Origin of the sequence: Denitratisoma sp. DHT3 (genome assembly GCF_007833355.1) — a bacterium.
Classification (GTDB): Bacteria; Pseudomonadota; Gammaproteobacteria; order Burkholderiales; family Rhodocyclaceae; genus Denitratisoma.
Genome location: NZ_CP020914.1, coordinates 2,229,023 through 2,243,816, shown reverse-complemented (window position 1 = coordinate 2,243,816; position 14,794 = coordinate 2,229,023). Strand labels below are relative to the sequence as shown.

The window sequence follows — 14,794 nt, the reverse complement described above, 5'->3', positions numbered from 1 at the left end:
TTAGCCGCTGGCGATGGCCTTCACCAGGATCAGCAGCACCCTGATCCGGCCTGTGGCATCCACATGGACGTCAAGGACCTCATCCGCGTCGTTGATGGTCTTGTCATTGACGAACAGGTGCACATTCTTCAAGCGGCAGTGCGCCTCCCGGGCCGGGCCCAGGGCCGGTTCCAGGGGGGCGCCGAAGCGTTCCAGCAGGGCCTTGAAAACTTCCCTGCCGGTCAGGATTTCGAGCGCCAGTTCCAGGTCGAGGGTCGGTTGGCCGCCGTCCAGTCCCAGATCGGGGAAGCCGTGGAGCGTGACACTAACGGTGGTCATTTCCTTTCCCCCGATTTCATCATAGACCGGAGCGATCCCGGGTCATTTGAGCTGAGAGGGAAAAGCTCTTCCGATAAAAGAATGCTGCCTGAGTAACAATGGTGTATTTCAACGACCACCCGACAGCCATGACAAGCAGACCAGCCGCAGCCGGCAGTCCATTCGGTGGGCCACCAAAGCCTAAGGTCGCAACCAACAACGCAGCCGGTATCCAATGGCCCGATACTTCGAAATCACCACTAAATCTATCCAGAACAGCAAGAGTTTCACGAGGGATTCCCGGCCCCCGCAAGCCTTGTCGATAGCTGCGCCAAGCGATGTAACGCATTACCAGAGTTATGAACAGCAGCCAGGCTAATACTGACGGAACACCCTCCAGAAAGAAGGCAGTACAGAAGGTCGCCAGGCCAGTCCCTTCCGCCAGACCGGTGGTCAGAATCAGGGGCACGATCCGGGGATCGGACCAGGCGGGAATGCCCTTGGACTCACCCAGGATGCGGGCCTGGCAATAGAGGAAGAACAGGGCGGACAGGGTGGCCACCACGGCCATGGCCCCCACCTCGGACTGGAACAGGGACAGGGCGCCGCAACCGAAAAGGGTGGGCATGGCAAAGCCCTCCCGGGTCATCCAGGAGGTCTGTACGTGGCGGAAGATGTTGAAGGCCCGGGTCGGCCGGCCCATCTTGGCCATGATGCACAGCAGCCCCAGGGCGACGATCACTAGTCCCAGGGCCGCCTGGACTCGGTAAGCCTGGATCGAGGGGGCCAGCCAGGTGGCCGACAGCAGGAGGCCAGCGCCGGTGCCTCCGCCGATGAAGTTGCCGACGGCGCGCCAATCCCATTTGGTTTGCAAATGGGCAGTGCTGGACCACTGGGTCGCCGTACCCTTGAGGAGTTCCGGTTGCGGTGTTGTAGGGGACATTTTTAAGTTCCGATACGGTGCGTCAGGAAGTCAGAACAAGCTCAGTCGCTCCCGGGGGTGGTATCCCCGGGAAGATAAAAAATGGAGGGCTTGGTACCCGCTTCCGGCAACAGGGGGAAGCCCTGACGCGCCTCGATCAACCGGCTGATCGGGCTGTTGGGGTCGTCCAGGTCGCCGAACTCCATGGCGTTGGAGGGACAGGTATTGACGCAGGCGGGTGTCACTTCCCGGTCCACACCCGGGGTCAGGCCGGTTTCCTTGGCCTTGTCCAGGCGATGCTGGCAGAAGGTGCACTTGACCACCGTGTCACGCTTGGAGTCCCAGTCGTGACCCGCCTCGCCGCCCTTGAGTTCGTGGGGGGTGAGGCCTTCGTCGAAGTGCTCCAGCTTGTCGCCGACAAAATGGCGATGCTCGTAAGGGCAGGAGGTCATGCAGTAGCCGCAGCCGATGCAGATATCCGCATCCACCAGCACCAGACCATCGGCCCGCTTGTAGGTGGCCTTGGTGGGGCAAACCGGCACGCAGGGCGGCTCGGCGCAGTGGTTGCACTGCACCGGGGCATGGATGCGCTTTGCCTTCGGATACTCGCCGACTTCCTCGAACATCATGCGTCGGAAATGAATCCCCGAGGGCGTGCTGTGTTCCTGCTTGCAGGCCATCACGCAGCCGTAACAGCCGGTGCAGCGCTGCAGGTCTATGGTCATGCCCCATCGCATGTTTGCCGTCTCCTCATAGATCTCGATGAAACCCTAACCTAGGCTCGGACGATGCGGCAGATATGTGCCCGCAAATGGTTGTCGCCGGCGAAGCTGGCAAAGTCCTTGTCGTCGGGGATGATGGAATTGATGTTCGATTCCCAGACTCCGGACAGGTTGGGTTCGTAGGCCTCCTGCTCCGGATACCACCACAGGCCATCCGCATGGACCACGCCGGGGTGCAGGGTGTCGTTGAGCTTGGCCCATTGCCGCACCCGGCCCATGGGCGTCTCCACCCATACTGCATCCCCGTCCTGGATACCCAGGCTGGCGGCCGTTTCCGGATGGATCGAGGCGAAAGCCTTGGGATGCTGGCGGCGCATCTTGTCCAGTTGTTTGTGTTGGGAACGGTAGTAGAAGGGCGATGAGGCACCCGCCGTCATCACCAGGGGAAACTCCTTGAACAACTCCGGCGTGCGGACAGGGCTCCAGCCCGGTTCCTCGCAGGGGAGGATGCCCGGGTAGCCCAGCTTCTGCATCAGGCTGGAGGAGAGCTCCACCTTGCCGGAGAAGGTGGCGAAGCCGGTCTTCTCGTAGCGCTTTTCCTGGGGCGGCTCGGGGAACAGCCAGGGCATGTCGCGGCTGGCCAGTTCCGCAAAGGTGATCTTCGACGGTTCCAACAGCTTGTCGAACCAACCCTCCAGGGTATCGGGCCATTGGCCCTGCTGGCCCAGCCGGTTGCCTAGTTCCCGCCACAGCTGGTAATCGTCACGACGCTCGAATTGCGGTTTCACCGTGGGCATGGCGGCCGAAGTGACGTTGCCGAAGCCCCACATGCCGCCCAGGTTGGCCCGTTCCAGACCGTCGGTGGCGGGCAATACGTAGTCCGCCAGTTGGGCCTGGGGCGTCATCCAGTGGTCCATCACCACGTGCAGTTCCAGGTTGGGGCTGGTCAGGGCCTGATAGACCCGGCGCGAATTGGCCAGGGCCACCATGGAGTTGGTGCCCTGGGTGATGACGGCCTTGATGGGGTAAGGGTCCTGGTCGATGATGGCGGACCAAACGGCGGAAGGCGCGGTGCACATCATGTAGAAGGCCGGACCCGGGCCCAGGGGATTCAGCTTGGACATGGCCTCGCGGAAAGTCTTCATGCCGCGCACGCCGGCCACTGGCCAGCGGTTGGCGCCGACATTGTCACGGGTGCGCAGGGGGTGGTTGAGCAGGGTGTCCCACTTCAACTCCTGCCGGTACTGAATGAATTCCGGCATGTCGTCCAGCAACTGTCCACCGATCAGGTCCAGGTTGCCGGTGATGGCGCGCAGGTAGGCCTTGCCGAAGACGGTGGCATTGGTGGCGTTGCCCAGTTCCACGGTACCCAGGCCGAAGGAGATGTTGCCCGGCTTGTTGTTGGCGTAATAGCGCGCCACTTCGACGATCTGCTCGGCGGGAATCCAGGTCAATTCAGCGACCCGCGGCGGGGTGTAATCCTTGACCGCTTCCTTCAGCTCATCGAAACCCAGGCACCACTTCTCGACGAATTCCTTGTCGTAGATGCCTTCGTTGATGATGACATTGAGGAAACCGTAGGCCAGGGCGCCGTCGGCGCCGGGCCGTATGCGCAGCCAGATGTCCGCCAGTTCGGCGGCTTCCGAACGGCGCGGATCGATCACGATGATCTTGGTGCCCGCCTTGCGCGCCGCCTTGATGGCCTTCTCCGCCGCAATGCCCCCTGGTACCGGGGGATTGCCTCCCCAGAAGATGGCGGTCTTGGTCACGCCAGCCACCGGATTGTAGCCAAGTACGCCGATGGTGCCATAGACGGACCACTCGGCCAAGAACTCGGCGGAACCGCAGTTCTTGCCCTGGTGCATCATGTTGGGGGTGCCGAACAGATTGCCCCAGCGCCAGCAGGCGGCGTCGCCCGGTCCCTTGAAGGATCCCCCTAGGGTCTGCACCGCCTCCGGCCCATGGTTGTCGCGAATCTGCCCGAGCTGGGCGGCGATCTCGTCCAGGGCCTGCTCCCAGCTGATCTGCTGCCACTTACCCTCGCCCCGCTTGCCAACCCGCTTCAACGGATGATTCAGGCGATCCGGATGATTGTGATAGGTCTTGGCCTGGCCGGCCCGGGGACAATCCGCCGGATGGGGTGAGCTGTGGTCGGCCTTGATCCGGATGGGGATGCCGTTCTCCACCTTGGCCTCGACGAAGCAGCCCATGCCACAGATGGGGCAGGTGCCCTTTTGGCTTCCCTCCTGGTGCTTGGTATTTTTCTCAAGAACTTCGGGAGTTTCGAAAAGCATGGCGGTTCCTTGTTTTGTAAAGTTAAAACCCATTATGGGGATAACGAACAGGCGCTGCTGGTTATGGAGTGAAGTTCCAAGAATTATCCGCAGGGCGCAAGAACTTTGCGATGGTCAAATCAATCAAGATGGGGACCGAATACTTCTTTCTTCACTTTCTTACCGGGGCACGCATTCAATGCCGACCAGAGGTTTGTGATTTTTTTTCCATGAAAGGTGGTCTTTGTAAATCGCTCAGATCGTTTTCAGCTGGCGCCTGAATGTGAGCTAATTTTTCTCGATACTCCCAGGGTGAAGAACCGGTCCACAAACGGAAGGCCCTTCGGAATGAGCGAACATCATTGAACGCAAGATGCGTTGCTACGTCAGAAATCCTGAGCCTGGATCCCGGGGCGAGGAGTTCCATCGCCAACTCGAATCGACAACGTTCCTTAATTTCACGCAAACTATGCTCATCTCCGAGACGACGGCGGAAGGTCGCGGTGCTGATTCTGAAAAATTTGGCAAATTGCTCCAGCGTCGGAATGCTTTCTCCTCGGGAAATTTGCGTCCTGATCAAATTTTCGACCACCTCTGCCAACTGCCCATCTTTGCCCGGATCCCGCATCAGATCAAACGGGAAAACGGCTAGCATCTCCATCATTCGCTGGTGGCTACGCACAACCGGCTTCTTTAGATACTTCACAGGAAAGCGGAAGTAATTTCCTGGTTGGCCATAGAAAATCGGATGACGAAACAAGCGCAACAGAACTCTTTCATTGCCTCGATTCTCATAAGTCACACCATAACCATCAACAGCAACAGTCTCACCAATCAGCCAACTAAACAGCCTGTGATAAAAGGACAGCCCCGTCAGATCCGCCAGAAGGCCGCTGCTGCTGTGTGGCAGACGCATGGTATTCATATGAAACACAACGTCATTACCGCATGCTTCCAGGGAAAGCTCAGCTGCCCGACCGCCAAGCATCGCGCAGAAACGGATGGCCCTTTGTATTACTTGATCTAGGGATTCACAGCTGATTACGCAATGACAGAGCATCTCCACCTCGTTCCGGCTCATCGGAGGCAGACCGCGTTCCCGATTGGCGTGGGCGGAAAGAGCATCCATGCATTCCCGGTAAATCAGGATGAACTGATTCTCCGATATCATTGGCAACCGACCATCCTTTAAATCATCGACAGAAAATGGTAGGCGCAACTGAGATAGGATGTGCGACGGATCCTCACCTGCGGCGGCAGCATCCTTTAGTAGAACCAGAGCGAGATCACTGGACACGACTAGGGGAAATCTTCTTGCCACAGGCTTTGCCGTAGTAGATTTCATATCTTGTCTATTCTCTCCGTGCCGACGTCACGTATAACTGCCCGGGCAGTTCCGCCAATAAGGCGAAGGCATTCAGACTGAATCCTTTCATCAGCCATACTTGGGAAACTCAAGATCAAATTTCTCTTCGGTATCGGCAATCGCCTGATGGCAGGCCTGTCTCAGCAATGGCATCAAGGACATCAGGGCGACCCAGCGATCGCTTCCGCTGATGATGCGAAATTTCCCTGCTGCAATCTGTCCTGCGGCCTCGCAGCTAGGGTCGCTCAGCATCCGGAATCCAAGCTCATAGCAGTCGTATTCCGCGACGGCTTCACCTTCACCGGCGATGAAATGAACCTCACCAGTCTCACTGATCCGGTAACTGAATCCTCCAGTGCCATCGGGTGCGTCCTCTACCCGCTCCGTGAAGCTGGCGCCAGCCAGTCCCGCATCCAGAAATGCCTGACGACAAGTTGCGCTGAGTATTTCACACCAGCGGCCATGCCAAAATCGATATGCGGCAACTGGCGTGGCCGCATGATGAAGGATTTTTCTAGCCACTTTTTGCTCAGTAATAGCTCGCAATCCTTTGCTGGAACTCCTTCAGCAAGGAGGGCATTTGCCCGGGATCGTCGATATATTGGGATGGCTTGATGGTGATCACATCCACCCCGGCCTCCAGCAGGGACGGCATGCTTTGCGCCAGGCTGCGCGGGATATCTGCAGGCTCATTGACACTTGGAAAACAGGGGAAGATCAAGCCGCTAGTCTTCAACTCCTCCGGCTTGCGGCCGGCGGCGACCATGCACCGACGCAGACGCTCCAGCCCTTCACGATCGGGCGTTCCCGCCAACGTATACCCTGCTCCGTAGCGAACAATCCGGTCCACCACTTTTTGCGACAAGCTGTCGCCGCCGATGATCATTTCGGGCCCTCCCGGCTGCGCCGGTTTGGGCATCACATACACATTTTCAAAACGATAGTGCTGACCGGAATAGCTAATGGGCGTCTTGCTCCAAGCCAGGCACATGATTTCCAACTGCTCATCGAGCCGCGATCCTCGTTCGGCAAAAGGAATACCCATCGCGTCGTATTCCTCGTCCTGCCAGCCACCAATCGGTGTAATGGTCAGGCGACCGCCCGACAGAAGGTCCAGGGTCGCCCACTGCTTGGCATTCAACAATGGATGCCGTAAGGGTGTCAGGGTAGCCGTCGCCATCAACCGGATGCGCGACGTCACCGCAGCAATGGCGGACATCATGACGATCTGGCTGGGCATGTGCTGGTTAGGTCGCTGATTGCCCACCCAGCGGAAGGCCCGGGGGTTGGCGGGCAGGCCGAATCTCGCGGCCCCTTTACCCATCACGATGTGATCAATGATATTGACGCCGTAGTAACCGGCATCTTCGGCCTGTCGGGCAAAGTGCAGAACAAGCCTTTCCTCGTCAGGACGGATCAGGGTATCCAGCTCACTTAAAATTACCGTCAGATCGGGTATTTTTTTCATTTCACCCTCCAATAATGGATTGGCGACCGTCAGAAAAAAAGCCGTCCTTGTGGGACGGCCAAGCAGATGCCGGGAAGGAGGAGGCAACCCCGGCAAAATCAGTAGCGATAGATCACGTCCACACCCACGGTGCGCGGCTCCCCCCAGACGGCAATCGCGTCCCCGTAGTAGTTCAAGGATTTGAATGTGGCATATCTCTTGTCCGCCAGGTTCTTGGCCCATAGCGCGATGGTCAGATCACCTTTGTCGCCAGGTCCCACCGGGATCCCGTTCCAGGCCAGCCGCATGTTCACCAGGTTGTACCCGGGCGTGGTCTGACGTTCCCGCAGAATATCCACCGGAATCGGCGTGGTGGTGCCGGTCGCCGTGGCATCCAGGGCGATCGGCGTCGAAATGCTGTCCCTGTGGCTGTAATTCAGGTTGAAGTCCAGCATTCCCGGAAGAGTGCCCAGCCTGGGGAAGCGGTAATCCAGGTTGATGGCATAGGAGTGAGTCGGCACGATCAGCTCACGCTTGTCATGCACGTCCAGGCCGCTCACCGGGTCGATCCACTTGGTGTACTCATGCTTCAGCCATGCGTAATTGAATCCTAGGCGTAGGCCCGTGGTGACTTGGGCGGTGATGTCCGCCTCCAACCCCTTGTAGGTGGACTCGCCCACATTGACGATGCGCCAGTCGGTGGGCCCCAGGGGACCGTTGACCGTCTTCTGCTCGTCCTTGAACTTGCTCTGGAACAGGGCCAGGTTGGTTCGCAAACGCCGCTCCAGGAACTCGCCCTTCATGCCCATCTCCAGGGATGTAATGGTTTCCGGCTTGTAACCCCCGGAAAAGTCCGCGGCGGAAACGGCATAGGGATCAAAGCCGCCGGTGGTGTAGCCCTTGGCCATCTTGGCATAGGCCATCTTGCCCGGCTCCCAGTGATAGTTGAGCGACAGGCTGGGGGTCGTCTTGGAGAAGGTGTTGTCACCTTGCGCGCCCGTGTAGGCCGTTGGATTTGGAATGGTGGCAAAGGCCAGGGCTGTCGCGGGTCCGGCGGGCACGACCACATGGGTGGCCCCATTGCTATAGCCCACTGCCTGGCGATGGTCGCGGCTGTAACGGATGCCGGGAACCACCTCAAGCTTGCGCTCCAACACATCAGGCCGCCAGGAAAGCTGGCCGTAAACCGCTGTGGCCGTGCTCTCGGCACTGCTGACGCCAAACTGGCTGGTGGTGACAATGTCCATCACTGTCGGGGGAAGCGTGGAAAAATCGGTCGCCAGCGCCGGCATGTAGGTGCCAATGGTGGGTCCCTGGTGCTGGTTGCCTTTTTCCTTGGAATAGTAGATCCCGGTGGTGTATTTCAAACTTTCATCGATCTGGCCGAGGAACTGAAATTCCTGGGACCAGGATTCGTTATCCAGGGTCCAGGGCATGCCACTGTTATTGAGAATCGAGGCACCGGTGAAGAAATTACTGATGGCATACGGGCCACTATCGGCACGGAACCCGCCTACCGAACCGTCCGTCGGACCATAGAGAATGTGATTGGCGGTATCCACCTTGCGATAGCCGGTGATGGACTTCAGGGTGAAGGTGGGCGATACCTCCCACTCGATGATTAGGGCATGGCCCTCGGCCAAATTACTGTTTTTCTGCAGCGCATAAGCATAGGGCAATTCCCGCTTGTAGTCATGACTGCAGCTGTCTCGATAGGCGGCTACGCGAGGATCTATGGAAGCAAAAAAATTTATGGCCGCACCGTAAATGGCATAGCTGCCGGGCAGAATGCACTGTCCCGGCGTATCGTAGGACTTGGTCAGAGATCGATCGTAGCCGTAGTCTACTGTCACCCTGTCGGTGGGCTTCCAGCGCAGATCGAGACGCCAGGCCTCCGAATCCCGCTCGCCGAACTTGATGCCGCCAGGCATGCTGTTGCGGATGCCGTCGTGGTCCTTGCTGCTGTTCAAATAGGAAATCTTGGCGGCAAGGCTTTCGCCGATGGGCATATTAACCGAGGTCTTCGACAGCACCTGCCCCCGCTGTGCCAGGGTGACCTGCTGTTTGAAGCCGAAGGCTCCCAATTCCGGTTTGACCGTCGAAAGGTTGAGCGCTCCACCGGTGGCATTGCGCCCAGCCAGCACACCTTGGGGTCCTTTCAGCACCTCTACCCGTTCCAGTTCCAGGGCCGCCACATTGAGGCCCGCCTGCTGGGATAGATAGATACCGTTGAGGTGGATCGCAATAGGCGCCGGATTGGTGACGGCGATGGTATTGGGTACGATGCCGCGAATCGCAGGCAGCATGGATTCGCTGCTGCCCGGATAGGGCGCCAGCCTCAGACCAGGAACGGACTCTTTGATATCCATCAGCGAAACCACGCTGGTCTTTTCCAGCATCTTCGCATCCAGTGCCTGGACGGAGATGGGTACCTCCTGAAGATTTTCTGCCCGTTTCTGGGCCGTGATGATGACCTCTTCCAGCGCACCTTCCGCTGCGAGCGCCGGGAGAACACTTCCTGAAAATGTCGTGGCAATCAGTACCGAGATGCTGCGTGTTACGAATTGCCTTTGTTGAGTGGTTCTATTCACTTTTTACCTCCTCGTAGAGCACAACACACAAACCAATATCCTCAAGAGCAGGCCCAACTGCTCCGGATGCCCTCCCTGACCTGGAATCGTGCAAAGCAGATGGGCGACATGATCCAGATCATTTTAAAAGCGCCTATTCGAATTCCATTTACATCACGGCGTCCAGCCAGCGCTCCGCCTCGGTGACGGCCATGCCGTTCCGTAGTGCCCAATCCTCCAGCTGATCGCGGCCGATCTTGCTGACGGCGAAATAGCGGGCCTGGGGATGGGCCAGGTAGAAACCGGAGACCGAGGCCGCCGGCGTCATCGCGTAGCTCTCGGTGAGACCCATGCCCGTATTGGCGGTGGCGTCCAGCAGGCGGAACAGGTCGCCCTTGGCGGTATGGTCCGGGCAGGCCGGGTAGCCGGGGGCCGGACGGATGCCCTGGTATTTCTCGGCGATCAGGTCCTCGTTGCTGAGGGACTCGCCGGCCCCGTAGCCCCAGTCATCCTGCCGCACCCGCTCGTGGAGCCACTCGGCGCAGGCCTCGGCGAGCCGGTCGGCCAGGGACTTGAGCATGATGGCCCGGTAGTCGTCGTGGGCCGCGGCGAACTCCGCCAGTTTTTCCTCGATGCCGATGCCGGCGGTGCATGCGAAGGCACCGGCGTAGTCGGCGGTGCCCGGCGGCGCGACGAAGTCGGACAGGCATTCGTTGGCCTTGCCCTCGGGGCGCTGGTGTTGCTGGCGCAGGCCGTGCCAGGTCATCAGCGGCGTGCCTCGCGCCTCGTCGCCGTAGAACTCGATGTCGTCGCCCCGGCGGTTGGCGGGGAACAGGCCGAACACCGCGTTGGCCCTGAGCCAGCCCTCGGCGATGATCCGGGCCAGCATTTCCTGGCCGTCGCGGAAGACGTTGCGGGCCGCTTCGCCCACGGTGGCGTCCTCCAGGATCTTCGGGTAGCTGCCCGCCAGGTCCCAGGTCTGGAAGAAGGGGCCCCAGTCGATGTAGCGGGCCAGGGTTCCCAGGTCGATGTCGCGCAATACGGTGACGCCCAGATGCTTCGGCCTCACCGGCGCGTAGTCCAGACGGGGGGCGTTGCTCCGGGCCTGCTCCAGGGTCACCATCGCCACGCCCTTCTTCTGGCCGTGCTGCTGGCGTACCCGGGCGTAATCGGCGGCGATCTCGGCCTTGTATTCCGCGGCCTGGTCGCGGGACAGCAGCTTGGTCACCACCCCCACGGCCCGGGAAGCGTCGGGCACGTAGATCACCGGCCCACTGTAGGCGGGGGCGATCTTCACCGCGGTGTGGGCCCGGCTGGTGGTGGCGCCGCCGATCAGCAGGGGAATCGCCTCCTGGCCTTGCGTGGCACCAAAACCCAGGCGCTCCATCTCCGCCGCCACATGGCTCATTTCCTCCAGGGAGGGGGTGATCAGGCCCGACAGGCCGATCACCTGGGCTTCCTGCTCCCGGGCTGCGGCGAGAATCTTGTCGCAGGACACCATCACCCCCAGGTCCACCACGTCATAGCCGTTGCAGCCCAGCACCACGCCGACGATGTTCTTGCCGATGTCGTGCACATCGCCCTTCACCGTGGCCATCACCACCCGGCCCTTGGAGGTGGCGCCGGTGCGGGCCTTCTCCTCCTCGATATAGGGCACCAGATGGGCCACGGCCTGCTTCATCACCCGGGCCGACTTGACCACCTGGGGCAGGAACATCTTGCCGGCGCCGAAGAGGTCTCCCACCACGTTCATGCCGTTCATCAGGGGACCTTCGATCACCGCCAGGGGCGGCTTGCCCGCCGCCGCCAGGGCGGCCCGGCATTCCTCGGTGTCGGCCACCACGTAGTCGGTGATGCCCTTCACCATGGCGTGCTCCAGGCGTTTTTCCACCGGCCACTGGCGCCAGGCCAGGTCCTGTACCTGTTCCTTGGCCTGGCCCTTCACCGTCTGGGCGAATTCCACCAGGGCATCCCCCGCCCCGGGCCTGCGGTTCAGCACCACGTCCTCCACCTTTTCCCGCAGTTCCGGGTCCAGGTCGTCATAGACGCCGAGCTGGCCGGCATTGACGATGCCCATCGTGAGGCCGGCCTGGACCGCGTGGTAGAGGAACACGGTGTGGATCGCCTCCCGCACCGGCTCGTTGCCCCGGAAGGAGAAACTGACATTGGAGACGCCGCCGCTGGTCTTGGCCAGGGGCAGATGTTCCTTGATCCAGGCCACGGACTGGATGAAATCCACCGCGTAGTTGTCGTGCTCGGGAATGCCGGTGGCGATGGCGAAGATGTTGGGATCGAAGATGATGTCCTCGGCCGGGAAGCCGTCCGCCACCAGCAGTTCGTAGGCCCGCTGGCAGATCTGGGTCTTGCGGGCGAAAGTATCGGCCTGGCCCTGCTCGTCGAAGGCCATGACGATCACCGCCGCGCCGTAGCGCCGGGCCAGCCGGGCCTGCTCCAGGAACTTGGCCTCCCCCTCCTTCATGGAAATGGAATTGACGATGCCCTTGCCCTGGACGCACTTCAAGCCCGCCTCGATCACCTCCCACTTGGAGGAGTCCAGCATCAGGGGCACCCGGGCGATGTCCGGCTCGCAGGCCACCCGGTTGAGGAACTGCACCATGGCGGCCTGGGAATCCAGCATGGCCTCGTCCATGTTCACGTCCACCACCTGGGCGCCGTTCTCCACCTGCTGGCGGCCCACGGCCAGGGCGTCCTCGAAGCGGCCCTCCAGGATCATGCGGGCGAAGGCTTTGGAGCCGGTGACGTTGGTGCGCTCCCCCACATTGACGAACAGGGACTCGGGGCCCACGTTGAAGGGCTCCAGGCCCGACAGGCGCAGCCGGGGTTCGATGACTGGCGGCACCCGGGGCGTGGCCGCCGCCACCTGCTGGGCGATGGCGCGGATGTGGTCCGGCGTGGTGCCGCAGCAACCGCCGACGATATTCACCAGGCCGCTACGGGCCCAGTCGGCGATCTCCGCCGCCAGCATCTCCGGGGTCTCGTCGTAGCCGCCGAAGGCGTTGGGCAGGCCGGCATTGGGATGGGCGGACACCAGACAATCGCAGATGCGGGAGAGCTCCTCCACATGCTGGCGCAGTTCCTTGGCCCCCAGGGCGCAGTTGAAACCGAAGGACAGGGGCCGGGCGTGGCGCAGGGAATTCCAGAAGGCTTCCGGGGTCTGGCCGGACAGGGTGCGGCCGGCGGCATCGGTGATGGTGCCGGAGATCATGATGGGCCAGCACCGCCCGGCCTCGTCGAAGAAGCGCTCCAGGGCGAACAGGGCGGCCTTGGCGTTCAGGCTGTCGAACACCGTCTCCACCAGCAGGATGTCGGCGCCCCCGTCGGTGAGGCCCCGGGCCGCCTCCACGTAGTTGTCCACCAGTTCGTCGAAGGTGACGCTGCGGAAGCTGGTGTCGTTCACGTCCGGGGACAGGGAGGCGGTGCGCCCGGTGGGGCCGATCACCCCGGCCACGAAGCGAGGCTTGTCCGCCGTCGAGTGCTTGTCCGCCGCCTGCCGCGCCAGCCGCGCCCCGGCCACATTCAGTTCGTAGGCCAGGGACTCCAGGCCGTACTCCCCCTGGGAAATGCGGGTGGCGTTGAAGGTGTTGGTCTCCAGGATGTCGGCCCCGGCCTCCAGGTAGGCCTCGTGGATGCCGGCGATCACTTCCGGCCGGGTCAGCAGCAACAGGTCGTTGTTGCCCTTCAGGTCCTTGTCGTGATCCCGGAAGCGCGCCCCCCGATAGTCCGCTTCGGTGAGGCCATGGCGCTGGATCATGGTGCCCATGGCGCCATCCAGGATCAGCAGGCGGCGGGCGGCCAGGGCGCGCAGCTCGGCGCTGCGGTCGGGCTGGGGGGCTGCGGGTTCAGGGACTGACATTCGATTCAGCATCATTTGGTGTCAGGTGTCACTACCCGATACACCGGATGGCGCCGGCACAGATCCAGAACATTTTCCCTGACTGCCACAGTCGTCGCATCATCTGCCGGGCGATCCAGGACATCGCAGATCCACTCCGAGAGGTCTTCCGCTTCACGGACACCGAACCCCCTCGTCGTCATCGCCGGCGTGCCAATACGTATGCCGCTAGTCACAAAGGGACTACGGGGATCATTCGGTACTGCATTCTTATTTACGGTGATACATGCACGGCCAAGGGCCGTCTCGGCATCCTTGCCGGTAATTTCCCTGCCGCTCAGATCCACCAGGAACATATGGTTGTCCGTGCCGCCTGAAACGATGCGATAGCCGCGGTTCGCCATCGTGCGCGCCATGGCCCGTGCGTTATCGATCACCTGACGCTGGTAGACCACAAAATCCGGGGCCAGGGCCTCCTTCAGAGCAACCGCCTTGGCCGCGATCACATGCATCAAGGGCCCACCCTGAATGCCAGGGAAGATGGCCGAATCTAGTTTCTTTTCTAGTTCCGCATTGGCCCGAGCCAGAATCATCCCGCCCCTGGGGCCGCGCAGGGTCTTGTGGGTTGTTGTGGTCACCACATCCGCCCAGGGAATGGGATTAGGGTATAGCCCGGTGGCCACCAGCCCCGCAACATGGGCCATATCCACCATCAGCCACGCTCCCACCTCATCCGCCACCACACGGAAGCGCTGCCAATCCACCACCCTGGAATAGGCGGAGAAACCGGCAATGATCATCCTGGGTCGATGCTCCAGCGCCAGTGCGCGCAATGACGCGTAGTCGATCACGCCCGATGCCGGGTCAAGCCCGTATTGAATGGCGTTATAAGTGCGTCCGGAGAAATTGGGTTTCGCCCCATGGGTCAAATGCCCCCCATGAGCCAGGCTCATCCCCAGGATGGTGTCCCCTGGGTTGAGCAGGGCCAGATAAACCGCGGCGTTAGCCTGGGAACCCGAGTGGGGCTGAACATTCACGTAGCCAGCCCCGAACAGTGACTTCGCTCGTTCTATGGCCAGCCGCTCAGCAATATCGACATGCTCACAGCCGCCATAGTAGCGACGCCCCGGATAGCCCTCCGCATACTTGTTGGTCAAGACGCTGCCCTGGGCCTCGAGAACCCGGGGACTTGCATAATTCTCGGAAGCGATCAGCTCGATATGATCTTCCTGGCGTTGCCGTTCCGACAAAACGGCCTGCCAAAGTTCTTCGTCGAATCCTGCAATAGTTTCACTGCCATTAAACACGTCAGAGCCCCTGCCAGTTGATGAGCAATACCGAGCA

10 protein-coding genes are annotated in these 14,794 nt (G+C 61.0%); all 10 read right to left on the bottom strand.

Translation table 11 applies throughout. The features are described 5' to 3' along the window. Positions 1-318 (bottom strand): hypothetical protein, encoded by a 318-nt coding sequence (locus tag B9N43_RS10355; protein ID WP_145842127.1) that lies wholly within the window; start codon positions 316-318, stop codon positions 1-3. A gap of 19 nt (positions 319-337) precedes the next feature. Beyond that, the gene (locus tag B9N43_RS10350; RefSeq protein WP_145842126.1) at positions 338-1,240 is read right to left on the bottom strand and encodes a dimethyl sulfoxide reductase anchor subunit; all 903 of its coding nucleotides are present in this window, start codon (positions 1,238-1,240) and stop codon (positions 338-340) included. 41 nt (positions 1,241-1,281) lie between these two features. After that, on the bottom strand, positions 1,282-1,944 hold the full coding sequence (locus B9N43_RS10345) for a 4Fe-4S dicluster domain-containing protein (RefSeq protein ID WP_222428707.1): 663 nt from the start codon (positions 1,942-1,944) through the stop codon (positions 1,282-1,284). Between the two features lie 50 nt (positions 1,945-1,994). Next, positions 1,995-4,235: a molybdopterin-dependent oxidoreductase gene (locus B9N43_RS10340; protein WP_186453772.1), complete on the bottom strand. Its 2,241-nt coding sequence runs from the start codon at positions 4,233-4,235 to the stop codon at positions 1,995-1,997. Positions 4,236-4,410: 175 nt separating this feature from the next. Beyond that, positions 4,411-5,511 carry an AraC family transcriptional regulator gene (locus tag B9N43_RS10335; RefSeq protein ID WP_222428706.1) on the bottom strand — a complete coding sequence of 367 codons (1,101 nt, stop codon included), beginning with the start codon at positions 5,509-5,511 and terminating at the stop codon, positions 4,411-4,413. 138 nt (positions 5,512-5,649) lie between these two features. Further along, a complete protein-coding gene (locus tag B9N43_RS10330) occupies positions 5,650-6,102 on the bottom strand; it encodes a hypothetical protein (protein ID WP_145842122.1) in 453 nt (150 codons plus the stop codon). A 7-nt stretch (positions 6,103-6,109) separates the two neighbouring features. Further along, complete coding sequence (locus B9N43_RS10325; RefSeq protein ID WP_186453771.1) at positions 6,110-7,048, bottom strand: TIGR03619 family F420-dependent LLM class oxidoreductase; 939 nt, start codon at positions 7,046-7,048, stop codon at positions 6,110-6,112. 98 nt (positions 7,049-7,146) lie between these two features. Next, entirely contained in the window at positions 7,147-9,618 is a 2,472-nt protein-coding gene (locus tag B9N43_RS10320) for a TonB-dependent receptor (RefSeq protein WP_145842120.1), read from the bottom strand. A gap of 148 nt (positions 9,619-9,766) precedes the next feature. Continuing rightward, positions 9,767-13,471, bottom strand: a complete 3,705-nt coding sequence (metH, locus tag B9N43_RS10315) for a methionine synthase (protein ID WP_145842119.1) — start codon at positions 13,469-13,471, stop codon at positions 9,767-9,769. 11 nt (positions 13,472-13,482) lie between these two features. After that, positions 13,483-14,757, bottom strand: a complete 1,275-nt coding sequence (glyA, locus tag B9N43_RS10310) for a serine hydroxymethyltransferase (protein WP_145842118.1) — start codon at positions 14,755-14,757, stop codon at positions 13,483-13,485. Between the last annotated feature and the right edge of the window lie 37 nt (positions 14,758-14,794).